Origin of the sequence: Citrobacter sp. S-77, from assembly GCF_963864895.1 — a bacterium.
GTDB classification, from domain to species: domain Bacteria; phylum Pseudomonadota; class Gammaproteobacteria; order Enterobacterales; family Enterobacteriaceae; genus Citrobacter; species Citrobacter murliniae.
Window position 1 is genome coordinate 1,910,461 of record NZ_CAWLWU010000002.1, and the last position, 24,769, is coordinate 1,935,229.

Consider the following 24,769-nt stretch of genomic DNA (forward strand, 5'->3'; position numbering starts at 1 on the left):
TTTGTTGGTCAAGGAAATACCATCCTCCAGTGCAATCCCGTATACTCATTTCAGCCACCTAAAAAAGTAATTTAGCTGACGCAAGTTACCCAGAGCATGGATGCAGGTTATGGCTTGCGGACTGTCTGGTTGACAGATAATCGCATATGAGGATCGTTTTTATGGAAAAGAAACACATTTATCTGTTTTGTTCTGCGGGCATGTCGACTTCCTTGCTAGTATCGAAAATGCGCGCGCAGGCTGAAAAATACGAAGTACCGGTTATTATTGAAGCGTTTCCTGAAACGCTGGCCGGAGAAAAAGGTCCCGTGGCCGATGTCGTTTTATTAGGCCCACAAATTGCTTATATGTTACCCGAAATTCAGCGTTTGTTACCAAACAAGCCTGTTGAAGTGATTGACTCGCTGTTGTATGGCAAAGTCGATGGTTTAGGCGTGCTTAAAGCTGCTGTTGCAGCAATTAAAAAAGCCGCAGCAAATTAATTATTTTATTTTAATTTTCCCGTCAAAGAGTTATTTCATTAACATTCACCGCAATTTTTTATTGCGGTATTTAAGGGTATTTTTCTATGAGTAACGCTATTGCTTCACTTGAAAAGGTACTCCTTCCTTTTGCTGTAAAAATTGGAAAGCAGCCACACGTTAATGCAATCAAAAACGGTTTTATTCGTTTAATGCCGTTAACCCTCGCAGGGGCCATGTTTGTATTAATAAATAACGTTTTCCTGAGCTTTGGGGAGGGGTCCTTTTTTTATTCAATGGGCATTCGGCTTGATGCTTCTACTATTGAGAGTCTCAATAGTTTAAAAGGCATTGGTGGAAACGTCTATAACGGTACGCTGGGTATTATGTCATTGATGGCGCCATTCTTTATAGGTATGGCGCTAGCGGAAGAACGCAAAGTCGATTCACTGGCGGCCGGACTGTTATCTGTTGCAGCATTTATGACCGTAACTCCATATAGCGTGGGCGAAGCCTATGCCGTTGGTGCAAACTGGTTGGGTGGTGCGAATATTATATCCGGTATTATTATCGGTTTGGTTGTCGCGGAAATGTTTACCTTTGTTGTCCGTCGTAATTGGGTGATTAAATTACCTGATAGCGTGCCGACATCCGTTTCGCGCTCATTCTCTGCATTGATACCGGGCTTTCTTATCCTCTCCGTTATGGGGATTATTGCCTGGGCGTTGACGACTTTCGGCACGAACTTCCACCAGATCATCATGGACTCAATTTCTACTCCGCTGGCATCACTGGGCAGCGTGGTGGGCTGGGCCTACGTGATTTTTGTCCCGCTGCTGTGGTTCTTTGGTATTCACGGTTCACTGGCGCTGACTGCGTTGGATAGCGGTATCATGACGCCATGGGCGCTGGAAAACATCGCGATTTACCAGCAGTTTGGTTCTGTCGACGCTGCACTGGAAGCCGGTAAAACGTTCCATGTCTGGGCAAAACCAATGCTTGACTCCTATATTTTCCTTGGGGGTAGCGGAGCAACGCTGGGTCTGATTATTGCTATCTTCCTGGCATCCCGCCGTCCGGACTATCGTCAGGTGGCAAAACTGGCACTGCCGTCAGGCATCTTCCAGATTAACGAGCCTATCCTGTTCGGCCTGCCAATTATCATGAACCCGGTGATGTTTATCCCGTTCATTCTGGTTCAACCAATTCTGGCAGCGATTATGTTGGCCGCCTATTACACAGGCATTATTCCACCGGTTACCAATATTGCACCGTGGACCATGCCAACCGGGTTGGGTGCTTTCTTCAACACTAACGGCAGCGTCGCCGCGTTGTTAGTCGCACTGTTCAACCTTGGGATTGCAACGCTGGTGTATCTGCCTTTCGTGGTTGTTGCCAACAAAGCGCAGAACGTTATTGACCAGGAAGAAAGCGAAGAAGATATCGCTAACGCATTGAAATTCTAAATTTAATCCGGCATGTCTACCCGGGCATGCCGGACTGAACCAGAGGAAAAGAGTATGTTGGATATCGAAAACATCGTAGGTACGCCGTCAGAGGCTGAAGAGCTGGAAGAAGTGGTGATGGGACTTATCATCAATTCAGGTCAGGCCCGTAGTCTGGCATATGGCGCGCTCAAAATGGCCAAGCAGGGGGATTTTGAGTCGGCGAAGACGATGATGGAACAGTCTCGCATGGCGCTTAACGAAGCGCATCTCGTACAAACGAAACTGATTGAAGGCGATCAGGGTGAAGGTAAAATGAAGGTCAGCCTGGTTCTGGTTCACGCGCAAGATCATCTGATGACGTCAATGCTGGCGCGCGAACTGATTACAGAACTGATTGAGCTTCACGAGAAGCTGAAATAGTGAGGAGTGCATGATGCAACTACAGATTAACGCACCGGAAATCAAGACCGTCTATGAGCAGCAGCTTTTTAATGGCAAAAATTTCCATGTGTTTATCTATAACAAAACTGAGAGTATCAGTGGACTGCATCAGCACGATTACTACGAATTTACCCTGGTATTAACCGGGCGTTATTATCAGGAAATCAACGGGAAGCGCGTACTGCTCGAACGTGGAGATTTTGTTTTTATCCCTCTGGGATCGCATCACCAAAGTTTCTATGATTTCGGCGCGACACGGATCCTTAACGTCGGTATTAGTAAACGTTTTTTCGAACAGCATTATCATCCTTTATTACCGTTTTGTTTTGTTGCTTCACAGGTGTATCGGGCTAATAACTCATTTCTCACCTACATTGAAACGGTTATTGCATCGTTGAATTTTCGCGAGAGTGGTCTGGATGAATTTGTAGAAGTGGTCACCTTCTATATTATTAATCGGTTACGGCATCATCGTGAAGAGCAAGTGCTGGATGATATTCCACAATGGCTTAAAACCACCGTGGAGACTATGCATGATAAAAGGCAGTTTAGTGAAAACGCGCTGGAAAACATGGTTCGCCTGTCCGCAAAGTCTCAGGAGTATCTGACCCGCGCTACCCAGCGTTTTTACAGTAAAACACCTATGCAGATTATTAATGAAATCCGCATTAACTTTGCTAAGAAACAGCTGGAGATGACTAACTACTCGGTAACCGATATTGCATATGAGTCTGGTTACAGCAGTCCTAGCCTGTTTATTAAAACGTTTAAAAAACTGACGTCGTTTACACCTAATAGCTATCGAAAGAAATTAACTGAATTTAATCAGTAAATAATATTCATCAATTACTAATTTTAACGCTTGCCCTAAATAATGCCGGGACTGCCGCGTTATTCCTGACGAACGGGCAGGGCGTAATACACGTCAGTGTTTTTACACTGAAGGGAGAAATTATGAATCAGAAATTAAAAGTCGTCACTATTGGTGGCGGAAGTAGCTACACCCCTGAGTTACTTGAAGGCTTTATTAAGCGTTATCATGAATTGCCGGTTTCTGAACTGTGGCTGGTGGATGTCGATGGTGGAAAAGAGAAGCTGGATATTATTTTTGACCTGTGCCAGCGAATGATCGACAAAGCTGGCGTGCCGATGAAGCTGTATAAAACGCTGGATCGCCGTGAAGCCCTGAAAGACGCTGATTTTGTCACAACACAGCTGCGAGTTGGTCAGTTGAAAGCGCGCGAAAAGGATGAGCGAATTCCGTTAAGTCATGGTTATCTGGGACAGGAAACTAACGGTGCTGGCGGCCTGTTTAAAGGTTTACGTACTATTCCGGTCATTTTTGACATCGTGAAGGATGTGGAGGAACTGTGTCCGAACGCATGGGTGATTAACTTTACTAACCCGGCCGGGATGGTGACTGAAGCGGTTTATCGCCACACTAATTTCAAGAAATTTATTGGCGTGTGTAATATTCCCATCGGCATGAAAATGTTTATCAGCGATGTGCTGGCGCTGAAAGAGAGCGATGATTTATCCATCGATCTGTTTGGCCTGAATCATATGGTCTTTATTAAAGACGTACTGGTGAATGGGGAGTCGCGTTTTGATGAACTTCTGGACGGCGTGGCTTCTGGTCAGCTTAAAGCCTCTTCGGTGAAGAACATTTTCGATTTGCCGTTTAGCGAAGGACTGATTCGCTCACTGAAACTCTTACCTTGCTCTTACTTGCTGTATTACTTCAAGCCAAAAGAGATGCTGGCGATTGAAATGGGTGAATACTATAAGGGCGGTGCACGTGCTCAGGTGGTGCAGAAAGTCGAGAAACAGCTGTTTGAACTCTACAAAAACCCTGAGCTGAATGTTAAGCCGAAGGAGCTTGAGCAGCGCGGTGGGGCCTATTACTCCGATGCGGCTTGCGAAGTGATTAACGCCATCTACAACGACAAACAGACCGAGCACTATGTCAACATCCCTCATCATGGGCATGTCGATAATATTCCCGCAGACTGGGCGGTTGAAATGACCTGTACGTTGGGACGTAACGGTGCGACACCGCACCCGAGAATTACCCATTTTGACGAGAAAGTCCTCGGCCTTATCTATACCATTAAAGGCTTTGAAGTGGCGGCGAGTCAGGCGGCGCTGAGTGGTGAGATTAATGATGTGCTGTTGGCGCTAAACCTTAGTCCATTAGTACATTCTGACCATGATGCCGAGATTCTGGCTCGGGAATTAATTCTCGCACACGAGAAATGGCTGCCTAACTTTGCCGGTTGTATCGAGAAACTCAAAAGCGAACAACATTAATCGAGGTTGGCTATGGAACGCGTACTGATAGTTAATGCTGATGATTTTGGCCTGAGTAAAGGACAAAACTACGGCATTGTGGAAGCCTGTCGCAATGGTGTTGTGACCTCGACAACGGCGCTGGTCAATGGCGAAGCGATTAACCACGCGGAGCAGCTCAGCCGCGATTTACCCGAACTGGCTGTGGGAATGCACTTTGTTCTGACGCTGGGAAAACCGTTGACGCTTATGCCGGGGTTGACTCGTGACGGGCTTTTGGGGAAATGGATCTGGCAGATGGCTGAGGAAGATACTTTGCCGCTGGATGAAATTTCACAAGAGCTGACCGCTCAGTATCAGCGTTTTATTAACCTGTTTGGGCGGGAGCCGACGCATCTGGATAGTCACCACCATGTGCATATGTTCCCGCAGATCTTCCCAATCGTAGCTAATTTCGCTGCGCAACGGGGCATTGCGCTGCGTATTGATCGCCAGACAGTGATTCAGGCGTCTGACATACCGGTAACGTTGCGTACCACCCAGGGGTTCAGCAGCGAGTTTTATGGCGAAACTATCTCTGAGGCGCTGTTTTTACAGGCTCTGGATGCATCTGCTGAAAGAGGGGAGTCTTCGCTGGAAGTGATGTGTCATCCGGCCTTTATCGATAATATTATTCGTCAAAGCGCCTATTGTTACCCCCGTTTAACTGAACTCGATGTGCTGACGTCTTCGTCATTGAAATATGCTATTGCGGAGCGCGGTTATCGTCTTGGCAGTTTTCTGAACGTGTAATTCCTGAGTTTGCGGCGCTGAGATGCGCCGCACTTTTTTTGTCTATCATTCCAGCCTCAGCAGCCTGCCCGTAGTCCTCGATTTGCCATTATTTTAGCGAGCAAACTGTTTTTACAACGCCCGATAAGAAAATCAGCTAAGATAGCGCTTTTCAGTTTTTTAGAATTTGTCTTTAGTGAAGCAACTGATTATGAAACCTCTTCGCCAACAAAATCGTCCGGTTATCAGCTATGTTCCGCGTGTGGAGCCTGCACCACCTGAACATGCGATCAAAATGGATGCGTTTCGTGACGTATGGATACTGCGCGGGAAATATGTCGCTTTTGTCTTAATGGGGGAGGCGTTTCAACGGTCGCCTGCGTTTACAGTGCCGGAGTCGGCACAACGCTGGGCGAACCAGGTTCGCCAGGAAAATGAACTGAGCGATTAACCGGACATAAAAAAACCGCCGGAGCATTACTCTCCGGCGGTTTTTTACATTTCAGGAATCAGGGTTAGCGGTGTGCCAGTTCGGCATTATCGTCGTTATCCAGAATCGTTTTATCGGTTTGCTTCAGCCATTGGCTGGTGAGCGTACCGGCGGTCATGGAACCGCTGACGTTCAACGCAGTACGGCCCATATCGATCAGTGGTTCAACGGAGATCAGCAGAGCGACCAGTGTCACCGGCAGGCCCATCGCAGGCAGCACAATCAGCGCGGCAAAGGTTGCGCCACCGCCCACACCAGCCACACCTGCGGAGCTGACGGTGACGATACCTACCAGCGTCGCAATCCACATTGGATCCAGCGGATTAATACCGACAGTTGGTGCAACCATCACGGCCAGCATGGCAGGATACAGGCCGGCACAACCGTTTTGCCCAATCGTTGCGCCAAAAGAAGCCGCAAAGCTGGCAATGGACTCCGGTACACCCAGACGACGAGTTTGTGCTTCAACGTTCAGCGGAATAGACGCGGCGCTGGAACGGCTGGTGAATGCGAAAGTCAGTACAGGCCAGACTTTACGGAAATATTTCAGTGGGCTAACACCGTTAATACCCAGCAGGATACCGTGAACCACGAACATAATACCCAGGCCGAGATAAGAGGCCACGACAAAGCTACCGAGCTTAATGATGTCCTGCAGGTTTGAACCCGCAACGACTTTAGTCATCAGCGCCAGCACACCGTACGGCGTCAGTTGCATAACCAGACGAACCAGTTTCATCACCCAGCTTTGCAGGGTATCGATAGCGGTTAATACACGTTCGCCTTTCGGGGCATCATCTTTCAGCAGTTTAAGCGCTGCAACACCGAGGAATGCCGCGAAAATAACCACGCTGATAATCGAGGTCGGGTTAGCACCGGTCAGATCGGCAAACGGGTTTTTCGGGATGAACGACAGCACCAGTTGCGGAACGCTGAGGTCAGCGACTTTGCCAGCATAATTGGTTTCAATGGCGTTCAGACGTGCGGTTTCAGCACCGCCCTGCACCAGACCTTCTGCCGTCAGGCCGAACAGGTTGGTGACCAGCACCCCTACCAGAGCAGCTATCAGCGTGGTAAACAATAACGTTCCGATAGTCAGGAAGCTAATTTTACCCAGTTGGGAAGCGTTATGCAGACGAGCAACGGCGCTAAGGATAGAGGCAAACACCAGCGGCATAACAATCATTTGCAGTAGTTGGACATAGCCATTGCCGACAATGTTGAACCATTGTACGGAATCTTTCAGCACCTGGCTGTCAGAGCCGTAGATGGTGTGCAGGGCAAGGCCAAAAACCACGCCCATGACAAGACCAACCAGTACTTTTTTGGCCAGACTCCACTGTTTGTGACGGGTTTGCGCCAGCAGTAACAGCAGTATGGCGAACACGATAATGTTCGCGATTAATGGAAAGTTCATCCCCGTTCTCCTGATCTTTTTATATATATCACCGTGCTACAGTGATTCTGTTGGCGCAAGATTAGCAGAATCTGTGATGTGCCTCTTATATTCAAATGGAATTGTTTATTCCGAAATGACATTTTGGCTGAATTATTAATCAGCCTGGTGTTTTATAAACCGATTAAATTGCATTTGCAGCGTGTTAATCATCTGCGATGACCAGCGTACGGCACTATTCTCTGGCATTGTTTGTGGCATCCAGATAGACCATGCGAACAGCGCCATGCATAAAAAACGCTCCAGTTGATTACCTTTTTGCGGCACGAGGATCGGCAAGCGAAAGCGCCAACGGCAAGGCCAGAGCAGGGGAACACCGGCGGGCGTCAACATATCCGCCACAATGTGGCTGAGATAACCAAGTACCATCCCTTGTAACGCATCAGCCGGGATTATCCAGGTATCGGGTACTTTCAGGTAAAATGTTGTCAACAGGGCAAAGACCGCCAGCAGGCTGTGTGTAAATCCACGGTGGCCAAACGCCCGGGCAATTGGTTTTGATATCCATTTCAGACGCTGACCAAGCAGAGATTTAGGATGATCAATATCGGGCAGCAGGCACGTCAAAATTGCTGAAGGAACAATATGCCACCAGTCACCCTGAGCGAGAACGGGCGTCAGCTCGGCATTTTTGGCAAATACCGCACAGGCTATAGAAAAAAGAAGGTGGCCTTCCGCCGTCATGATAAAACCCAATAAACTGTCAATTCATACAGTATAGGGGTTTTATACAGTAGGCGGAAGAGGTGACGTTGTAACCCTTTGTCACAATTATGCTCTCAGCGTGCGCTGGAACACGATCGACAATCTGCGGGCAATGCTGCCATTGCCCGTTGGATGATTACTCGTGCAGATGCACGGCGGTAAGTTCGGTCAGTGATGTCAGTTTGACGTCGGCAAGAACAAATCGCGGATCGTCCTGATTCTCATGCGCCGGTACGACAATGGAGCGCATTCGTGCCGCTCTGGAGGCGATCATGCCGTTCACGGAGTCTTCCAGTGCCACACAGGATAATGGATCAACGCCCAGCTTGGCTGCGCAGTCGAGGTAAACCTGGGGATGCGGTTTGCTGTAGGGCAGTTTTTCAGCAGAGGCCAGCGCATCGAAGCTGTCGCGGAGATCAAACATTGCCAGCACTTTTTCCAGCATGTGCAGCGGTGAGGCAGACGCAAGCCCAACCAGCAGCCCCTGGGATTTACACAGCGCGACAGCTTCACGTACGCCGGGTAACAGAGGCCGGGTCTCTTCAACCAGCGAAATAGCCCGGGTGATGATACGATCCGTGACTTCCTGGCGTGAGGGGCCGTTCCATGGTTGCTGGGCAAACCAGAGATCAACAACCATGTCGATACGCAATCCCAGTGTATCCGGAAGCTCATGGCGGCGAGTGATATCTACGCCTAAACTTGCGATGACATCCAGTTCGGCCTGATCCCAGAGTGGCTCTGAATCGACCAGTAATCCATCCATATCGAAAATTGCAGCAAGAATTTGACGCGGGGTTGACATCACAACCTCTCCTTTGAGAATTAAACAGCGGGATTAAGAGCGTAACTGAACTCGCTCTAAGCGTTCATTATGGCTAATCCTTTATTATATCGCCTTTAAAGATCAGGCGAAAACAGTTATCAACGGGTAAACTTAGGCCAAAATGACACGTCTTAATCAAGGGGAACTCATGACGTATCAACAAGCTGGACGCATTGCTGTCTTGAAAAGGCTGGTGGGGTGGATAATCTTTATCCCGGCGCTGATTTCAACGCTGGTTTCAGTACTGAAGTTTATGTATGCGCACAGTGAAAAACAGGAAGGCATTAACGCCGTAATGCTCGATTTTGCTCACGTTATGATTGACATGATGCGGGTGAATACACCATTTCTTAATGTGTTTTGGTATAACTCGCCGACGCCAGATTTTCAAAGCGGCCTGAACCTCGTTTTCTGGCTGATTTTTATTCTTATCTTTATTGGTCTGGCGTTGCAGGATTCTGGTGCCAGGATGAGCCGCCAGGCGCGCTTTCTGCGTGAAGGCGTTGAAGACCAACTGATTCTGGAACAGGCTAAAGGAAGTGAGGGGCTGTCACGTGAGCAAATTGAATCGCGTATTGTCGTACCGCACCATACGATCTTTCTACAAATCTTCCCGCTCTATATTTTGCCGGTGATTGTCATCGTAATCGGCTATTTCTTCTTTTCGTTACTGGGCTTTTTGTAAGTAATGTCTTATCAGGCCTACAGTTCTGGCGTGGGACTGTAGGCCTGATAAGCAGAGTGCCAACAGGCAATTGTTTTAAGCAGCCAGTAACCGTTCCATCGCTTTCTGCGCGACTACAAGATGCTGACCACCGAACAAAATCGCCCGGTTGAGCAGCGTGTACAACTGGTAGATGGGCTGACGATCCAGAAAATCCAGCGGCAAAGGCGAGACAGACTGATAGCCATCATAAATCTGCGGCGGTTGATCGGTATGTAACGGCAGCATCGCCAGATCGCATTCTCTGTCCCCCCAATAACAGGCGGGATCAAAAATGTAAGGGCCGTTGGGGCCGAGAGCACAGTTTCCTGACCAAAGATCGCCATGTAGCAGCGAGGGCTGCGGCTGATGTGAGGAGAGTCGCTGTTGAACATGTTCTACAATTGCGTCAATGCTACCAAACGCAATGCCTTTTTCAGCGGCCAGTTCCAGTTGCCAGCCAATACGTTGTTCTGCAAAAAAGGTTGACCAGCGACGTTGCCAGGTATTGGGTTGCGGAGTGGTGGAGAGTGCATTATCGAAGTCGAGACCGAACTGCGGTTGATCGCTCCATTCATGCAGATGTGCCAGCTGTTGTCCCAGAATAAAGGCGTTGTGAGCATCAAGTGGGCGCGGAGGAAGGAAATCCATCACCAGAAAACTGTAGTCCCTGTCTGCACCTACCGCCCAGACTTTTGGAACTGAAACAGTATTACTCCGGGAGAGCAGTTCCAGTTGATCGGCTTCCGCCGTAAAGCCGGATAACAGCTCCCTTTCATCGCATTTGACGAAAAAATCGCGCCCCGCATAGCGTAAATGCCATGCGGCGTGGATCTCTCCGCCAGGCAGTTCATTACGCAGCTCGATTTCGCCTTCACCTAATTGCTCGCTTAAAAGACGACTGATTGCCTGCCACATGATGTCTCTCCCCATGTTGTCTGCCAGATCATAAGGTTAGCGCAATAATGCGGAAAAAAAACACGAACTGACGCACACCCTGAACGCGTCATTACTGGAAAGGCACTTAATGTTTGTCGTTCTTCCACACCTCCCTGAGATAGGGCGACTTTCGGCTTCACGTGATTCACTTCTTTGTAATCACGTGATTTTTTATCATAGACGTATAACACGTATGCTGACAGCTTTGTGGGTAAATCCCCCTTATTTTCTATAAGGGGGAGAGGGCTATCATTGAGAAAGATACGAATATATTTTTTGCGCATCGTTTAAAGAGCACAGTCGTGTGCCCTGATTTAGCGTCGCTGCGCTGCCTGCAGCTACGCCAAAACGAACAATATCCTCAAATGGCGCGTTTTCAGCCAGTTTAAGCGTCATGGCGCCGACCATACTGTCGCCCGCGCCAACGGTACTTTGACTTTTCACCGGAGGCGGAACCACCTGAACGCAGGTTTCACGATCAACGCCTAATGCCCCTTGTGGGCCAAGAGAGACCACTACTCGATGGGCTTTACCACTTTGCACTATTTCCTGTGCGGCTTTACGGACATCATCAGGCTGCGTGAGTTCACGATTAACCAGGGCGCTCAGTTCTTTAAGATTGGGTTTGACCAGTTCGATATTGCCAATAGCTAACGCCGCTGTTAGTGCGTCACCGGAGCTATCAATGATGCAACGGATACCCTGCTTTTGTGCCGTGGTGACCAGTCGGGTTAATTTCTCAAGTTTTACACCGGGGGGCAGGCTACCGCTAATGACCAGTAGCGCACCTGATTCAATTTCCAGTACCTGATCCTGAAGCTGGTGAAATTCGTCATCAGTGAGCGCAGCGCCGGGCATAACAAAACGATATTGTTCGCCGCTGGACTCCACATGGACATGAAGATTTTGTCGGGTCCAGTCTTTGGCTTCTATCGTCGATACTGGAACATTTTCATCAGCGAGTAAGGACACCAGGTGTTCACCAGTGGCGCCGCCTGCCGGGAAAATCGCTGTTGCGCTACCGCCAAGATGCGCGATGGCGCGAGCCACATTGATGCCGCCGCCACCAGGTTCAAAAACTGGCGAGGTGCAGCGAAGTTTACCTTCGGGGTAGATTTGTGGGGTGATTGTTGCGCTATCGAGAGAGGGCGCGAGTGTTAACGTATAGATACGTACCATCTTTACCTCCTGTTAGGCTGACCTCAGTCTGGCACTTAACGTCACGAAAGTGAAGCAATTAACAACATGATTTATCGCATCTTTATTTAAAACTATCCCTCTATTTATATATAAATAAAATTATGGTTTAAGAACGCTCTTATTCAAAAAATGAAATAAGAATATATTGCTATGTTATTCGAGTCTTTTTATAATTTGTTACCTTTCCTGGGTCTTTTGTCATTGATCCATATGAAAGTTTCCGAGACCGTAATGGTCTCTTTTTTTGTTGTACGGACTCTTTATAAATGAAGCTTTTGAAGACAGTACCCGCAGCATTCGTGCTGACGGGGTGCGTGTTTGCGTCAATGCATGCCGCCGCCGATGATTCCGTTTTTACTGTCATGGATGACCCTTCCAGCGCGAAAAAACCTTTTGAAGGTAACCTGAACGCGGGATACCTCGCCCAGTCAGGCAACACAAAAAGTTCTTCTTTAACTGCAGATACCACCATGACCTGGTACGGTGAAACCACGGCGTGGTCTCTGTGGGGAAATGCCAGCAATACCTCCTCGAATGATGAGCGATCTTCGGAGAAATATGCCGCGGGCGGTCGTAGCCGTTTCAACATGACCGACTATGATTACTTGTTTGGGCAGGCGAGCTGGTTGACAGACCGTTATAACGGCTATCATGAGCGTGACGTGCTGACCGCAGGTTATGGTCGTCAGTTCCTCAGTGGACCGGTGCACAGCTTCCGTTTTGAATTTGGTCCTGGCGTTCGCTATGACGAGCACACTGACGGTAAGACTGAAACTCAGCCGTTGGGTTATGCGTCTGGCGCCTATGCGTGGCAGATGACGGACAACACCAAGTTTACTCAGGGTGTATCGGTGTTTGGTGCTGATGATACAACGCTCAACTCTGAATCAGCCTTAAATGTTGCTATCAATGAACACTTCGGGTTGAAGGTGGCTTATAACGTTACCTGGAACTCTGAACCGCCGGCAACAGCGCCGGAACATACCGATCGTCGTACAACTGTTTCTCTCGGCTATCGTATGTAGTAATAGGCCAGGTCAATTAAATGACCTGGCTTTTCTTTTTATTATTGAGCGTAATGATTCTTTAAATATACTTTCTACTTTAACTTATAAAAAAATGAAAACGCCTGGCGAATGTCAGTAACGTTTTTCAAATTAGCCCCAAATTATTGCCGCCCAGCGTAACATCAACATTGCCGCACAAATTACGAGCAATACCACAACCATTTTCCAGTGTTTTTTTGCAGAGCGATTTGTTGGCATGGTTCTTTTCCTGCTCAGATCAGACTATTACTGCACAGTGTAACAAAGGCTGCAGGTCGTCAGTGAATTGATTTAAATCATAGATGGCGCGTTGATTGCTGCTTTGAACGACTCGTAATGCCGTGTACACTGTCAGACGGTGTTATCAAAAAGCGGGTGTAGGTTACGTTGTTGCCAGTCCGGTGATATGTGACATATTTCGCAGAGTGAAGCGGGAATCAGCCCACACCTTTTTGGTAATTTTAAATATTGAAACTTTGTATGTGATCTTACGTGTGGGTCACCACTGCAAATAAGGATATAACATGCCTGTTATTACTCTTCCTGATGGCAGCCAACGCCATTACGACCACGCTGTAAGCCCCATGGATGTTGCGCTGGACATCGGTCCAGGTCTGGCGAAAGCCACCATCGCAGGCCGTGTAAATGGTGAACTGGTTGATGCTTCCGATCTGATTGAACATGATGCGAAGCTCTCTATCATCACCGCTAAGGATGAAGAAGGTCTGGAGATCATTCGTCACTCCTGTGCGCACCTGTTAGGGCACGCGATCAAACAACTCTGGCCGCACACCAAAATGGCGATCGGACCGGTTGTTGACAACGGTTTTTACTACGATATCGATCTTGACCGTACGTTAACTCAGGAAGACGTCGACGCGCTCGAAAAGCGGATGCACGAGCTCGCTGAGAAGAACTACGATGTCATTAAGAAGAAAGTCAGCTGGTACGAAGCGCGTGAAACGTTCGTGAAGCGTGGCGAGACCTACAAAGTCTCTATTCTTGATGAAAACATCGCCCATGATGACAAGCCAGGCTTGTACCATCATGAAGAATATGTCGATATGTGCCGTGGCCCGCACGTGCCAAATATGCGTTTCTGCCATCACTTTAAACTGATGAAGACCGCTGGGGCGTACTGGCGCGGTGATAGCAACAACAAGATGCTGCAGCGTATTTATGGTACTGCATGGGCAGATAAAAAAGCCCTGAGCGCCTACCTGCAACGTCTGGAAGAAGCGGCCAAACGCGACCACCGTAAAATTGGTAAGCAGCTTGACCTGTATCATATGCAGGAAGAAGCACCGGGTATGGTGTTCTGGCATAACGATGGTTGGACTATTTTCCGTGAACTGGAAGTCTTTGTTCGTTCGAAACTGAAAGAATACCAGTATCAGGAAGTTAAAGGTCCGTTTATGATGGACCGTGTACTGTGGGAAAAAACAGGACACTGGGACAACTACAAAGATGCGATGTTCACTACCTCTTCTGAGAACCGTGAATACTGCATCAAGCCAATGAACTGCCCAGGTCACGTACAGATCTTCAATCAAGGTCTGAAATCCTATCGTGACCTGCCGCTGCGTATGGCTGAGTTTGGTAGCTGCCACCGTAACGAACCATCTGGTGCGCTGCACGGTCTGATGCGTGTACGTGGTTTCACGCAGGATGATGCACACATCTTCTGTACTGAAGAGCAGATCCGTGATGAAGTTAACGCCTGCATCCGTATGGTCTACGATATGTATAGCACTTTTGGCTTCGAGAAAATCGTCGTCAAACTGTCCACTCGCCCCGAAAAACGTATCGGTAGCGATGAAATGTGGGACCGTGCTGAAGCGGACTTAGCCGTTGCGCTGGAAGAAAACAACATCCCGTTTGAATATCAACTGGGTGAGGGCGCATTCTACGGTCCGAAAATTGAATTTACCCTGTATGACTGCCTCGATCGTGCATGGCAGTGCGGTACTGTACAGCTGGACTTCTCCCTGCCGTCCCGTCTGAGCGCCTCTTATGTTGGCGAAAACAACGAGCGTCAGGTGCCGGTTATGATTCACCGCGCAATTCTTGGGTCGATGGAACGTTTTATCGGTATCCTGACTGAAGAGTTCGCTGGCTTCTTCCCGACCTGGCTTGCGCCAGTTCAGGTTGTGGTCATGAACATTACCGATTCGCAGTCTGAATACGTTAACGAATTAACGCAGAAACTACAAAATGCGGGTATTCGTGTAAAAGCAGACTTGAGAAATGAGAAGATAGGCTTTAAAATCCGCGAGCACACTTTACGTCGTGTCCCTTACATGTTGGTCTGTGGCGACAAAGAGGTAGAAGCCGGCAAAGTTGCCGTGCGTACCCGTCGTGGCAAAGACTTGGGCAGCCTGGACGTAAATGAAGTTATCGAGAAGCTGCAACAAGAGATTCGCAGCCGCAGTCTTCAACAACTGGAGGAATAAGGTATTAAAGGCGGAAAACGAGTTCAAACGGCACGTCCGAATCGTATCAATGGCGAGATTCGCGCCCTGGAAGTTCGCTTAACAGGTCTGGAAGGCGAAGCTTTGGGTATTGTGAGTCTGAGAGAAGCTATCGAAAAAGCTGAAGAAGCTGGAGTAGATTTAGTTGAAATCAGCCCTAACGCCGAACCGCCAGTTTGTCGTATTATGGACTACGGCAAGTTCCTTTATGAAAAGAGTAAGTCTTCTAAGGAACAGAAGAAAAAGCAAAAAGTTATCCAGGTTAAGGAAATTAAATTCCGTCCTGGCACCGACGATGGCGATTACCAGGTAAAACTCCGCAGCCTGGTACGCTTTCTGGAAGATGGCGATAAGGCTAAGATCACGCTGCGTTTCCGCGGTCGTGAGATGGCCCACCAACAGATCGGTATGGAAGTGCTGACGCGCGTCCGTGACGATCTGAGTGAACTGGCAGTAGTCGAATCCTTCCCTACGAAGATCGAAGGCCGCCAGATGATCATGGTGCTCGCTCCTAAGAAGAAACAGTAAGGCCTTCAAGTAGCAATGTCTGTGGAGCCTACGGGTTCCACAGCCGTTGTTCGCCTACGTTTCGTTTATTAACAATGCGAAGTGGAAGTTATTAAAATGCCGAAAATTAAGACCGTACGCGGTGCTGCTAAGCGCTTCAAAAAAACCGGTGGTGGTGGATTTAAGCGTAAGCACGCAAACCTGCGTCATATTCTGACCAAAAAATCTACTAAGCGTAAACGTCACCTGCGTCCAAAAGGCCTCGTTTCTAAAGGCGATCTGGGTCTGGTTATCGCGTGCCTGCCGTACGCATAAGCCGTTAACGTTTAATCAATTTTTTTACTAAGAATATAGATACAGGAGAGCACATATGGCTCGCGTAAAACGTGGTGTAGTTGCCCGTGCACGTCACAAGAAAATTTTGAAACAAGCTAAAGGCTACTACGGTGCGCGTTCTCGCGTATACCGCGTTGCCTTCCAGGCTGTTATCAAAGCTGGTCAGTACGCTTATCGTGACCGTCGTCAGAAAAAGCGTCAGTTCCGTCAACTGTGGATTGCGCGTATCAACGCAGCAGCACGTCAGAACGGTATTTCTTACAGCAAATTCATCAACGGCCTGAAAAAAGCCTCTGTTGAAATCGACCGTAAGATCCTGGCTGACATCGCAGTATTCGACAAAGTAGCGTTCTCCGCTCTGGTCGAAAAAGCGAAAGCAGCTCTGGCATAAGCCGGTGAAAAGAGGGAGCCTGGCTCCCTCTCTTTTATTTGTAATCCAATCAATTGGTTGACAATTTACCCGTAAGCCTTTTCAATAAAGGTTGTACGGTTTTTACCACACAAGGTAACGCAAGCATGAATGCTGCTATTTTCCGCTTCTTTTTTTACTTTAGCACCTGATTCCAGGAGGCTAGCGCGTGAAAGAAGAAACGGAAAACAGCGCCTAAAAGCCTCCCTGGTGGAGGCTTTTTTTATACACGTCATCCTTCACGCTGCCTTTGCGTTGGCTGCATTCGTTTATCTCAGTCACGTACCTATGTACGCTTCTGAGGATTTGCTCTCTTGCAGCCTTGATGCAAGTTGAATGATTTTGTGTATATACGTGCGACTAATGAATATCGCCACATAACGAGGAAAACCATGTCACATCTCGCAGAGCTGGTTGCCAGTGCAACGGCCGCCATAAACCAGGCTTCAGATGTTGCCGCGTTAGACAATGTCCGCGTCGAATATTTGGGCAAGAAAGGGCACCTGACCCTTCAAATGACTACCCTGCGCGAACTGCCGCCAGAAGAGCGTCCGGCAGCAGGTGCGGTTATCAACGAAGCAAAAGAACAAGTACAGCAGGCGCTAAACGCGCGTAAAGCTGATTTAGAAAATGCAGCGCTGAATGCACGTCTGGCTGAAGAAACCATCGATATCTCCCTTCCAGGGCGTCGTATCGAAAACGGCGGGCTGCACCCGGTAACGCGTACTATTGATCGTATTGAAAGTTTCTTCGGTGAGCTGGGCTTTACCGTGGCGACGGGGCCGGAAATCGAAGACGACTATCATAACTTCGATGCCCTGAATATTCCTGGCCATCACCCGGCGCGCGCTGACCACGACACTTTCTGGTTTGACGCCACGCGTCTGCTGCGTACCCAGACCTCTGGCGTGCAGATCCGTACCATGAAAGAAAAACAGCCACCAATCCGTATTATCGCCCCGGGCCGAGTGTATCGTAACGACTACGATCAGACGCACACGCCAATGTTCCATCAGATGGAAGGGCTGATTGTTGATACCAATATTAACTTCACCAACCTGAAAGGTACGCTGCACGATTTCCTGCGTAACTTCTTTGAAGAGGATCTTCAGGTTCGTTTCCGTCCGTCCTACTTCCCGTTCACGGAGCCTTCTGCGGAAGTCGATGTAATGGGTAAAAACGGCAAATGGCTGGAAGTGCTGGGTTGCGGTATGGTCCACCCGAATGTGCTGCGTAATGTGGGCATTGATCCGGAGATTTACTCTGGCTTTGCATTTGGCATGGGTATGGAACGTCTGACCATGCTGCGTTACGGCGTGACCGATCTGCGTTCTTTCTTTGAAAACGATCTGCGTTTCCTCAAACAGTTTAAATAAAGGCAGGATAAAACAATGAAATTCAGTGAACTGTGGTTACGCGAATGGGTTAACCCGGCGATTGATAGCGATGCGTTGTCAAACCAAATCACTATGGCTGGTCTGGAAGTCGATGGCGTTGACGCCGTCGCTGGTGAATTTAACGGCGTTGTCGTTGGTGAAGTAGTTGAGTGCGGTCAGCACCCTAACGCAGATAAACTGCGCGTCACAAAGGTGAATGTAGGCGGTGAGCGTCTGCTTGATATCGTCTGTGGCGCACCTAACTGCCGCCAGGGGCTGAAAGTCGCGGTGGCTACTATTGGCGCCGTTTTGCCGGGTGATTTCAAAATCAAAGCCGCGAAGCTGCGTGGTGAACCGTCAGAAGGGATGTTGTGCTCTTTCTCTGAGCTGGGTATTTCTGACGATCATAACGGTATTATCGAGCTGCCTGCGGATGCACCGATTGGTACTGATATCCGTGAATACCTGAAGCTTGATGATAACACTATCGAAATTAGCGTAACGCCGAACCGTGCAGACTGCTTAGGCATCATCGGGGTGGCGCGTGATGTCGCTGTACTGAACAAAGCTCCTCTGGTAGAGCCAGAAATCGCGCCGGTTGCTGCAACCATTAACGACACACTGCCAATTACCGTCGAAGCTGTTGAAGCGTGCCCACGCTATCTTGGCCGTGTGGTAAAAGGCATTAACGTTAAAGCGCCAACGCCGTTGTGGATGAAAGAGAAACTGCGCCGTTGCGGGATCCGTTCCATTGATGCCGTGGTTGATGTAACCAACTATGTGCTGCTTGAACTGGGTCAGCCGATGCACGCATTCGACAAAGATCGCATCGAGGGCGGAATTGTGGTGCGTATGGCAAAAGAGGGGGAAACCCTGGTATTGCTGGACGGCTCCGAAGCGAAACTGAATGCGGATACGCTGGTCATCGCTGACCACAATAAAGCGCTGGCAATGGGTGGTATTTTTGGTGGTGAACACTCTGGCGTGAATGACGAAACGCAAAACGTTCTGCTGGAATGTGCGTTTTTCAGCCCGCTGTCAATTACCGGTCGAGCACGTCGTCACGGTCTGCACACCGATGCCTCTCACCGCTATGAGCGTGGTGTTGATCCGGCACTGCAGTACAAAGCGATGGAGCGTGCTACGCGCCTGCTGATTGATATCTGCGGTGGGGAAGCTGGCCCGGTTATCGATGTTACGAACGAATCCACTATGCCAGAGCGTGCAACCATTACTCTGCGTCGTAGCAAACTGGATCGTCTGATCGGACACCATATTGCTGATGAGCAGGTGAGCGATATTCTGCGTCGTCTGGGCTGTGAAGTGACAGAGGGTCAGGATGAGTGGAAAGCGGTAGCGCCGAGCTGGCGTTTCGATATTTCAATCGAAGAAGACCTGGTCGAAGAAATTGCTCGCGTATACGGTTATGACAATATCCCGAATATGCCAATTCAGGCGGGTCTGGTCATGGGTACACACCGCGAAGCGGATTTATCCCTGAAACGTGTTAAAACCATGTTGAATGACAAAGGCTACCAGGAAGTTATCACCTATAGCTTTGTTGATCCGAAAATCCAGTCACTGCTGCACCCAGGCGAAGAAGCACTACTGCTGCCAAGCCCAATCTCTATTGATATGTCGGCAATGCGTCTGTCGCTGTGGACGGGGCTGCTGTCAACGGTAGTTTATAACCAGAATCGCCAGCAGAACCGCGTACGTATTTTCGAAACGGGTTTACGTTTTGTTCCCGATACACAAGCTAACCTGGGGATCCGTCAGGATCTGATGCTGGCAGGCGTTATCTGCGGTAACCGCTATGATGAACACTGGAACCTGGCAAAAGAGACTGTTGATTTCTATGATCTAAAAGGTGATCTGGAAGCGGTTCTCGACCTGACCGGCAAGTTGGGTGACATTCAGTTTAAAGCTGAAGCCAATTCAGCTCTGCATCCGGGTCAGTCTGCGGCGATTTATCTGAAAGGTGAACGTATTGGTTTCATTGGGGTTGTTCATCCTGAGCTGGAACGTAAACTGGATCTGAACGGTCGCACTCTGGTGTTTGAACTGGAGTGGAATAAGCTCGCAGACCGCGTGGTGCCTCAAGCGCGTGAAATTTCTCGCTTCCCGGCGAACCGCCGTGACATCGCAGTCGTTGTGGCAGAAAACGTTCCCGCTGCGGATATTTTATCCGAATGTAAGAAAGTTGGCGTAAATCAGGTAGTTGGCGTAAACTTGTTTGACGTGTACCGCGGTAAGGGTGTTGCGGAGGGTTATAAGAGCCTCGCTATCAGCCTGATCCTTCAGGATACCAGCCGTACACTTGAAGAAGAGGAGATTGCCGCTACCGTTGCCAAATGTGTAGAGGCATTAAAAGAGCGATTCCAGGCATCATTGAGGGATTGAACCTATGGCGCTTACAAAAGCTGAAATGTCAGAATATCTGTTTGATAAGCTTGGGCTTAGCAAGCGGGATGCCAAAGAACTGGTCGAGCTGTTTTTCGAAGAGATCCGTCGTGCTCTGGAAAATGGTGAGCAGGTAAAACTCTCTGGTTTTGGTAACTTCGATCTGCGTGATAAGAATCAACGTCCGGGCCGTAACCCGAAAACGGGCGAAGATATTCCCATTACAGCACGGCGCGTGGTGACCTTCAGACCCGGGCAGAAGTTAAAGAGTCGGGTCGAAAACGCAACGCCCAAAGAAGAGTAATTTAACTATACGCTAAATTATTTGTGCTGCATCGCGGTGACAGGTGAGGGAACCCCGGAAGCATAGCGTGCTATGTGACCGGGGGGCTGAACGTAGCTACCAAAGAAGCGGCATAAAGGATGATGCGTATAACTAAAAAGGCCGCGTAGCGGCCTTTTTCCTTTCCACTGCCGAATCGGCACCGTAGAATCATCCCCATCTTTTTTCAGCAGAATGGAAAACATGCTGACTTTCGCTCATCAACAACAGCGACGAAATGTGCGCTGGATACTGTCTCTGTCAGTACTGATGTTGCTGGCAACAATTCTAAGCTTGTGCGCAGGAGAACAATGGATCGCTCCCGGCGATTGGTTTAGCGCTCGTGGCGATCTGTTTGTCTGGCAGATTCGGCTTCCCCGCACGCTTGCTGTTTTACTGGTAGGTGCTGCGCTGGCGCTATCCGGCGCGGTGATGCAGGCGCTATTTGAAAACCCGCTCGCGGAGCCAGGCTTACTGGGTGTGTCTAACGGTGCAGGGGTTGGGCTAATTGCTGCGGTGTTACTGGGGCAGGGGCAGCTTCCTGGATGGGCATTGGGCTTATGTGCGATTGCGGGGGCGTTGATTATCACGCTCATTCTTCTGCGTTTTGCCCGTCGTCATCTGTCCACCAGTCGTCTGCTGCTTGCGGGCGTGGCGCTGGGTATTATCTGTAGTGCACTGATGACATGGGCTATCTACTTTTCCACCTCTTTTGACCTGCGCCAGCTCATGTACTGGATGATGGGGGGCTTCGGCGGCGTAGACTGGCAACAGACCTGGCTGATGATTGCATTGCTCCCTGTTTTGCTGTGGATTTGCTGTCAGTCGCAGCCAATGAATATGCTGGCGCTGGGCGAGACTTCTGCGCGACAACTGGGACTGCCTTTATGGTTCTGGCGTAACCTGCTGGTGGTCGCGACAGGCTGGATGGTGGGTGTCAGCGTGGCGCTTGCCGGCGCGATTGGTTTTATCGGGCTTGTCATCCCTCATATTCTGCGACTGTGTGGGCTGACCGATCACCGTGTTTTACTGCCTGGCTGCGCGCTGGCAGGGGCGATAGCGTTACTGCTAGCGGATGTTGTTGCTCGTTTGGTGCTGGCTTCAGCCGAGCTGCCTATCGGCGTAGTGACAGCCACCATGGGGGCGCCTGTTTTCATCTGGCTATTGTTAAAGTCCGGGCGCTAGAATGCCCCAGTTCGGTCTATGATTAAAAACTGAAAATTGAACGCTTACTATCCACCTGTTGTTCTGGAGAGGCTATGCAAAATACTATTTTCAATACAGAAGTGACGACCATCGATGGGGAAGTTATCACATTGCAGGCGTATGCCGGAAAAGTGTTATTAATTGTCAATGTTGCTTCGAAATGTGGATTAACGCCGCAGTATGAGCAACTGGAGAATCTCCAGAAAGCCTGGCATGAACAGGGATTCACCGTACTGGGTTTTCCCTGCAATCAGTTTCTTGGGCAGGAGCCTGGCAACGAAGAAGAAATTAAGACCTGGTGCACGACCACGTGGGGCGTTACTTTCCCAATGTTCAGTAAGATCGACGTCAATGGCAAAGCGCGCCATCCGCTGTATCAGAAGCTGATTGACGCTATACCGACAGCTACTGCACCTGCTGACAGCAGTTTTTTGGCGCGTATGGTGAGTAAAGGCCGCGCTCTGCTCCACCCGGGCGATGTCCTGTGGAATTTTGAGAAGTTTTTAGTCGGGCGAGATGGACAGGTGCTGCACCGTTTTTCACCGGATATGAAGCCTGATGATCCGGTCCTTGTGCAAAGTATTAAGACGGCGCTGGCAAAATAATGTCTCTATTGATGCAGCTACAGGATGTGGCGGAATCGACCCGGCTCGGCCCACTATCCGGTGAAGTAAGAGCGGGGGAGATCCTGCACTTAGTGGGGCCAAACGGTGCCGGTAAGAGCACGTTATTGGCGCGTATGGCGGGTTTAACCAGTGGAGAGGGAACCATCACCTTTGGTGATATGGCGCTTGATGACTGGCCCGCAGCAAAACTGGCGCGATACCGCGCTTATCTTGCGCAGCAACAAAACCCGCCGTTTGCGATGCCGGTCTGGCATTTTCTGACGCTGCATCAGCCCGACAAATCGCGTACTGACCAGTTACAAGAGATAGCAGATGCGCTTGGACTGGGAGATAAGTTAGGTCGCGGTGTTAACCAGCTTTCAGGTGGTGAATGGCAGCGCGTGCGTCTTGCAGCGGTTATCCTGCAAATTTGCCCACAGGCTAATCCGCATGGTCAGCTTTTGCTGTTAGATGAACCGATGAACAGCCTGGATGTCGCGCAACAAAACGCGCTGGACAGGCTATTGGGGCAGCTTTGTCTGCAGGGGATAGCGATTGTAATGAGTAGCCATGACCTTAATCATACATTACGTCATGCGCATAAGGCCTGGTTACTCAAGCGAGGGAAGCTGCTGGCCAGCGGCTCTCGCGATGTGGTGCTGACGCCTTCCAACCTGTCTCGGGCTTATGGCGTAAACTTCCGTCGTTTGGATATTGAAGGCCACAGAATGCTCATATCAACCACTTAAGTTAAATGGGTTCTTGAAAACCACATAATTTCCACGCTAAATTGGCACAAAAATAAAAATCAGAGGATTCGTCCTGAATGCGTTTTTGGCTCATTTTCATCACAGCACTGTTTTTAGCAGGGTGTAGCAGCCATCGCGCTCCTGCGCCAAATGCCCGATTGTCGGATTCTATCGCCGTCATCGCTGGTCTTAACGACCAGCTACAAACCTGGCATGGAACACCCTATCGTTATGGCGGCATGAGCCGCAGCGGTGTGGATTGCTCTGGATTTGTACTGATGACGATGCGCGACAAATTCGATTTACAACTGCCACGCGATACACGCACACAATCGAAGATTGGTACGGAAATCGATAAAGATGAATTGCTGCCTGGCGATCTGGTTTTCTTTAAAACCGGGTCGGGAGAAAGTGGTCTGCATGTCGGTATTTATGACACCAATAATCAATTTATTCATGCGTCAACCAGTCGTGGGGTGATGCGTTCATCACTTGATAATGTCTACTGGCGTAAAAACTTTTGGCAGGCACGACGTATTTAATCTCAAGGATGATGAGGCTACCGGCGAGTGAGTAGCCTCACCATCATCATTTAAAAGCTAACTTTCATTTATGACTTCCAGTCAGCAATAACCTTGCGCAACAAGAGTGTATTTTACTAAAAATATGATTTATGGCGAGTTATTAAAAAGTACAAAACTGGATATTCGTTTATAATCAGGATAAGCTAAAAAAAAGGATTCGATTTACTGGCTAAAAGGGAAAAATGAAAGGGCCTCTATTTGCATCTGAAATGACGTATTTTTCCATCCTTTGCTACAGGATGCCGGATAACACCCATGCTGCGGGGCTGGCACAATGATTGTTTCACTGGATAATATTTATCATTCTGAGTTCTCTTTTCTTCCTGCGAGAAGCGAAAATGGCGACCTTGAGTTCGTCGATATCATCACAAATTTTGTCAGCCAGGATGGGGTCGTACACATGCCAACTGAGCTGGTCTTACCTCGTTTGTCGGATGATGAACAATGCCGTTTATTTGCCGAAAAACTTGAATTAATCGAAACGTGCCAACACTTTTTTATTCAGCGCGGAATTTCTGCCTGGATTAATTTAACACCGGCAGTTGCTAATTCTTTATTATCAGATACGGAATATGCATCACGTGTTGAACGATTTTCATTTCTTGAACTGGCGATTAATGAAAGTTATCCAGAGTTAAACAACGGAAAAGAAAATCCAACACTGGCAGCATTAGCTACGCGCTTTCCATTAATACTGACAAATTTTGGCGCCGGAGGCATATCAACACGGGCCATTTTTGATGGTCTTTTTAAACGAGTTGTGCTGGATAAAAACTTTGTGCAACAACGGATTGCGCATATTTCGTTTGAGCCGTTTATGCGAGCTATCCTGGCGCAAATATCCCCAAGTTGTGAATCAATCATTATTAGCGGGGTTGATTCGCAGGAGATGTTGACGCGAGTATTGCCTCTGGGGTTTAACGCCATGCAGGGCGCACTGTGGCCTGCAGTATCTCCCGCGAAGATAATCTCGCTGGTGAAGGGATAACCCTGTTCTTTGCTGGTGTTTAACAGACCATTAACAGT

Annotated in this window: 28 protein-coding genes and 1 other annotated feature; of the genes, 22 read left to right on the forward strand and 6 right to left on the reverse strand. The window is 48.9% G+C overall.

What is annotated here, in order from left to right:
• Positions 1–161 precede the first annotated feature (161 nt).
• From chbB to cedA, 7 genes are all read left to right on the forward strand, one after another.
• On the forward strand, positions 162–482 hold the full coding sequence (gene chbB / locus AACS05_RS09750) for a PTS N,N'-diacetylchitobiose transporter subunit IIB (RefSeq protein ID WP_003832547.1): 321 nt from the start codon (positions 162–164) through the stop codon (positions 480–482).
• A gap of 86 nt (positions 483–568) precedes the next feature.
• Complete coding sequence (gene chbC, locus AACS05_RS09755) at positions 569–1,927, forward strand: PTS N,N'-diacetylchitobiose transporter subunit IIC (protein WP_045442068.1); 1,359 nt, start codon at positions 569–571, stop codon at positions 1,925–1,927.
• Between the two features lie 54 nt (positions 1,928–1,981).
• Positions 1,982–2,329, forward strand: coding sequence for a PTS N,N'-diacetylchitobiose transporter subunit IIA (gene chbA, locus AACS05_RS09760; protein WP_045442078.1), 348 nt, complete (start codon positions 1,982–1,984; stop codon positions 2,327–2,329).
• 10 nt (positions 2,330–2,339) lie between these two features.
• Positions 2,340–3,182, forward strand: a complete 843-nt coding sequence (gene chbR / locus AACS05_RS09765) for a transcriptional regulator ChbR (protein WP_136345518.1) — start codon at positions 2,340–2,342, stop codon at positions 3,180–3,182.
• Positions 3,183–3,304: 122 nt separating this feature from the next.
• Positions 3,305–4,660 carry a 6-phospho-beta-glucosidase gene (locus tag AACS05_RS09770; RefSeq protein WP_045442082.1) on the forward strand — a complete coding sequence of 452 codons (1,356 nt, stop codon included), beginning with the start codon at positions 3,305–3,307 and terminating at the stop codon, positions 4,658–4,660.
• 12 nt (positions 4,661–4,672) lie between these two features.
• Positions 4,673–5,431 (forward strand): chitin disaccharide deacetylase, encoded by a 759-nt coding sequence (gene chbG / locus AACS05_RS09775; RefSeq protein ID WP_045442084.1) that lies wholly within the window; start codon positions 4,673–4,675, stop codon positions 5,429–5,431.
• 166 nt (positions 5,432–5,597) lie between these two features.
• Positions 5,598–5,861 carry a cell division activator CedA gene (gene cedA / locus AACS05_RS09780; protein ID WP_071667549.1) on the forward strand — a complete coding sequence of 88 codons (264 nt, stop codon included), beginning with the start codon at positions 5,598–5,600 and terminating at the stop codon, positions 5,859–5,861.
• 64 nt (positions 5,862–5,925) lie between these two features.
• On the opposite strand, the gene tcyP is transcribed toward cedA, so the two are convergent.
• From tcyP to hxpB, 3 genes are all read right to left on the reverse strand, one after another.
• On the reverse strand, positions 5,926–7,317 hold the full coding sequence (gene tcyP / locus AACS05_RS09785; RefSeq protein WP_045442098.1) for a cystine/sulfocysteine:cation symporter: 1,392 nt from the start codon (positions 7,315–7,317) through the stop codon (positions 5,926–5,928).
• A gap of 135 nt (positions 7,318–7,452) precedes the next feature.
• Positions 7,453–8,052, reverse strand: coding sequence for a metal-dependent hydrolase (locus tag AACS05_RS09790; protein ID WP_136345517.1), 600 nt, complete (start codon positions 8,050–8,052; stop codon positions 7,453–7,455).
• Between the two features lie 145 nt (positions 8,053–8,197).
• Complete coding sequence (hxpB, locus tag AACS05_RS09795) at positions 8,198–8,866, reverse strand: hexitol phosphatase HxpB (protein WP_045442101.1); 669 nt, start codon at positions 8,864–8,866, stop codon at positions 8,198–8,200.
• A gap of 169 nt (positions 8,867–9,035) precedes the next feature.
• Between hxpB and AACS05_RS09800 the strand changes: the two genes are divergently transcribed.
• Entirely contained in the window at positions 9,036–9,572 is a 537-nt protein-coding gene (locus AACS05_RS09800) for a YniB family protein (RefSeq protein ID WP_045442103.1), read from the forward strand.
• Positions 9,573–9,647: 75 nt separating this feature from the next.
• On the opposite strand, the gene AACS05_RS09805 is transcribed toward AACS05_RS09800, so the two are convergent.
• Both AACS05_RS09805 and pfkB read right to left on the reverse strand, forming a co-directional pair.
• Positions 9,648–10,508, reverse strand: coding sequence for a fructosamine kinase family protein (locus AACS05_RS09805; RefSeq protein WP_045442105.1), 861 nt, complete (start codon positions 10,506–10,508; stop codon positions 9,648–9,650).
• A 270-nt stretch (positions 10,509–10,778) separates the two neighbouring features.
• A complete protein-coding gene (gene pfkB / locus AACS05_RS09810; RefSeq protein ID WP_045442107.1) occupies positions 10,779–11,708 on the reverse strand; it encodes a 6-phosphofructokinase II in 930 nt (309 codons plus the stop codon).
• Between the two features lie 287 nt (positions 11,709–11,995).
• On the opposite strand from pfkB, the gene AACS05_RS09815 reads away from it, so the two are divergent.
• Positions 11,996–12,754, forward strand: a complete 759-nt coding sequence (locus tag AACS05_RS09815) for a DUF481 domain-containing protein (protein WP_045442110.1) — start codon at positions 11,996–11,998, stop codon at positions 12,752–12,754.
• Between the two features lie 132 nt (positions 12,755–12,886).
• Here the strand turns inward: AACS05_RS09815 and yniD are convergent, their stop codons facing one another.
• Positions 12,887–12,994 carry a small membrane protein YniD gene (gene yniD / locus AACS05_RS09820; RefSeq protein ID WP_136345516.1) on the reverse strand — a complete coding sequence of 36 codons (108 nt, stop codon included), beginning with the start codon at positions 12,992–12,994 and terminating at the stop codon, positions 12,887–12,889.
• Between the two features lie 305 nt (positions 12,995–13,299).
• Here yniD and thrS point away from each other — a divergent pair, with 305 nt between their 5' ends.
• The 13 genes from thrS (at position 13,300) to AACS05_RS09885 (ending at position 24,731) form a co-directional block, all read left to right on the forward strand.
• Positions 13,300–15,228 carry a threonine--tRNA ligase gene (gene thrS, locus AACS05_RS09825; protein WP_045442112.1) on the forward strand — a complete coding sequence of 643 codons (1,929 nt, stop codon included), beginning with the start codon at positions 13,300–13,302 and terminating at the stop codon, positions 15,226–15,228.
• 3 nt (positions 15,229–15,231) lie between these two features.
• On the forward strand, positions 15,232–15,774 hold the full coding sequence (infC, locus tag AACS05_RS09830; RefSeq protein ID WP_071828920.1) for a translation initiation factor IF-3: 543 nt from the start codon (positions 15,232–15,234) through the stop codon (positions 15,772–15,774).
• A gap of 96 nt (positions 15,775–15,870) precedes the next feature.
• Positions 15,871–16,068, forward strand: coding sequence for a 50S ribosomal protein L35 (gene rpmI, locus AACS05_RS09835; RefSeq protein ID WP_003030583.1), 198 nt, complete (start codon positions 15,871–15,873; stop codon positions 16,066–16,068).
• Positions 16,069–16,123: 55 nt separating this feature from the next.
• Entirely contained in the window at positions 16,124–16,480 is a 357-nt protein-coding gene (gene rplT / locus AACS05_RS09840; protein ID WP_045442118.1) for a 50S ribosomal protein L20, read from the forward strand.
• 120 nt (positions 16,481–16,600) lie between these two features.
• Positions 16,601–16,725 (forward strand) — a sequence feature (Phe leader region).
• Entirely contained in the window at positions 16,606–16,650 is a 45-nt protein-coding gene (gene pheM / locus AACS05_RS09845; protein WP_001386830.1) for a pheST operon leader peptide PheM, read from the forward strand. It overlaps the preceding feature by 45 nt.
• Positions 16,726–16,890: 165 nt before the next feature.
• Positions 16,891–17,874 (forward strand): phenylalanine--tRNA ligase subunit alpha, encoded by a 984-nt coding sequence (gene pheS, locus AACS05_RS09850; RefSeq protein WP_045442121.1) that lies wholly within the window; start codon positions 16,891–16,893, stop codon positions 17,872–17,874.
• 15 nt (positions 17,875–17,889) lie between these two features.
• Positions 17,890–20,277: a phenylalanine--tRNA ligase subunit beta gene (gene pheT, locus AACS05_RS09855; protein ID WP_045442124.1), complete on the forward strand. Its 2,388-nt coding sequence runs from the start codon at positions 17,890–17,892 to the stop codon at positions 20,275–20,277.
• A 4-nt stretch (positions 20,278–20,281) separates the two neighbouring features.
• Positions 20,282–20,581, forward strand: a complete 300-nt coding sequence (ihfA, locus tag AACS05_RS09860; RefSeq protein WP_003030571.1) for an integration host factor subunit alpha — start codon at positions 20,282–20,284, stop codon at positions 20,579–20,581.
• Between the two features lie 222 nt (positions 20,582–20,803).
• Entirely contained in the window at positions 20,804–21,784 is a 981-nt protein-coding gene (btuC, locus tag AACS05_RS09865; protein ID WP_045442126.1) for a vitamin B12 ABC transporter permease BtuC, read from the forward strand.
• A gap of 74 nt (positions 21,785–21,858) precedes the next feature.
• Positions 21,859–22,410 (forward strand): glutathione peroxidase, encoded by a 552-nt coding sequence (locus AACS05_RS09870; RefSeq protein WP_045442129.1) that lies wholly within the window; start codon positions 21,859–21,861, stop codon positions 22,408–22,410.
• Entirely contained in the window at positions 22,410–23,159 is a 750-nt protein-coding gene (gene btuD, locus AACS05_RS09875; RefSeq protein ID WP_045442133.1) for a vitamin B12 ABC transporter ATP-binding protein BtuD, read from the forward strand. The genes AACS05_RS09870 and btuD overlap by 1 nt, the downstream gene beginning before the upstream one ends.
• A 77-nt stretch (positions 23,160–23,236) precedes the next feature.
• On the forward strand, positions 23,237–23,701 hold the full coding sequence (locus AACS05_RS09880) for a C40 family peptidase (RefSeq protein ID WP_045442137.1): 465 nt from the start codon (positions 23,237–23,239) through the stop codon (positions 23,699–23,701).
• Between the two features lie 316 nt (positions 23,702–24,017).
• The gene (locus AACS05_RS09885) at positions 24,018–24,731 is read left to right on the forward strand and encodes an EAL domain-containing protein (protein ID WP_045442140.1); all 714 of its coding nucleotides are present in this window, start codon (positions 24,018–24,020) and stop codon (positions 24,729–24,731) included.
• Positions 24,732–24,769 lie beyond the last annotated feature (38 nt).

Excerpts from the sequence above, each read along its gene's own strand:
- btuD (WP_045442133.1), top strand. The coding sequence starts at position 22,410 with ATGTCTCTATTGATGCAGCTACAGGATGTGGCGGAATCGACCCGGCTC.
- AACS05_RS09800 (WP_045442103.1), top strand. The coding sequence starts at position 9,036 with ATGACGTATCAACAAGCTGGACGCATTGCTGTCTTGAAAAGGCTGGTG.
- AACS05_RS09815 (WP_045442110.1), top strand. The coding sequence starts at position 11,996 with ATGAAGCTTTTGAAGACAGTACCCGCAGCATTCGTGCTGACGGGGTGC.
- AACS05_RS09805 (WP_045442105.1), bottom strand. The coding sequence starts at position 10,508 with ATGTGGCAGGCAATCAGTCGTCTTTTAAGCGAGCAATTAGGTGAAGGC.
- pheS (WP_045442121.1), top strand. The coding sequence starts at position 16,891 with ATGTCACATCTCGCAGAGCTGGTTGCCAGTGCAACGGCCGCCATAAAC.
- rplT (WP_045442118.1), top strand. The coding sequence starts at position 16,124 with ATGGCTCGCGTAAAACGTGGTGTAGTTGCCCGTGCACGTCACAAGAAA.
- tcyP (WP_045442098.1), bottom strand. The coding sequence starts at position 7,317 with ATGAACTTTCCATTAATCGCGAACATTATCGTGTTCGCCATACTGCTG.
- AACS05_RS09870 (WP_045442129.1), top strand. The coding sequence starts at position 21,859 with ATGCAAAATACTATTTTCAATACAGAAGTGACGACCATCGATGGGGAA.
- rpmI (WP_003030583.1), top strand. The coding sequence starts at position 15,871 with ATGCCGAAAATTAAGACCGTACGCGGTGCTGCTAAGCGCTTCAAAAAA.
- chbG (WP_045442084.1), top strand. The coding sequence starts at position 4,673 with ATGGAACGCGTACTGATAGTTAATGCTGATGATTTTGGCCTGAGTAAA.
- chbR (WP_136345518.1), top strand. The coding sequence starts at position 2,340 with ATGATGCAACTACAGATTAACGCACCGGAAATCAAGACCGTCTATGAG.
- pheT (WP_045442124.1), top strand. The coding sequence starts at position 17,890 with ATGAAATTCAGTGAACTGTGGTTACGCGAATGGGTTAACCCGGCGATT.
- chbC (WP_045442068.1), top strand. The coding sequence starts at position 569 with ATGAGTAACGCTATTGCTTCACTTGAAAAGGTACTCCTTCCTTTTGCT.
- AACS05_RS09770 (WP_045442082.1), top strand. The coding sequence starts at position 3,305 with ATGAATCAGAAATTAAAAGTCGTCACTATTGGTGGCGGAAGTAGCTAC.
- btuC (WP_045442126.1), top strand. The coding sequence starts at position 20,804 with ATGCTGACTTTCGCTCATCAACAACAGCGACGAAATGTGCGCTGGATA.
- hxpB (WP_045442101.1), bottom strand. The coding sequence starts at position 8,866 with ATGTCAACCCCGCGTCAAATTCTTGCTGCAATTTTCGATATGGATGGA.
- chbB (WP_003832547.1), top strand. The coding sequence starts at position 162 with ATGGAAAAGAAACACATTTATCTGTTTTGTTCTGCGGGCATGTCGACT.
- AACS05_RS09885 (WP_045442140.1), top strand. The coding sequence starts at position 24,018 with ATGATTGTTTCACTGGATAATATTTATCATTCTGAGTTCTCTTTTCTT.
- yniD (WP_136345516.1), bottom strand. The coding sequence starts at position 12,994 with ATGCCAACAAATCGCTCTGCAAAAAAACACTGGAAAATGGTTGTGGTA.
- thrS (WP_045442112.1), top strand. The coding sequence starts at position 13,300 with ATGCCTGTTATTACTCTTCCTGATGGCAGCCAACGCCATTACGACCAC.
- AACS05_RS09880 (WP_045442137.1), top strand. The coding sequence starts at position 23,237 with ATGCGTTTTTGGCTCATTTTCATCACAGCACTGTTTTTAGCAGGGTGT.
- ihfA (WP_003030571.1), top strand. The coding sequence starts at position 20,282 with ATGGCGCTTACAAAAGCTGAAATGTCAGAATATCTGTTTGATAAGCTT.
- pfkB (WP_045442107.1), bottom strand. The coding sequence starts at position 11,708 with ATGGTACGTATCTATACGTTAACACTCGCGCCCTCTCTCGATAGCGCA.
- chbA (WP_045442078.1), top strand. The coding sequence starts at position 1,982 with ATGTTGGATATCGAAAACATCGTAGGTACGCCGTCAGAGGCTGAAGAG.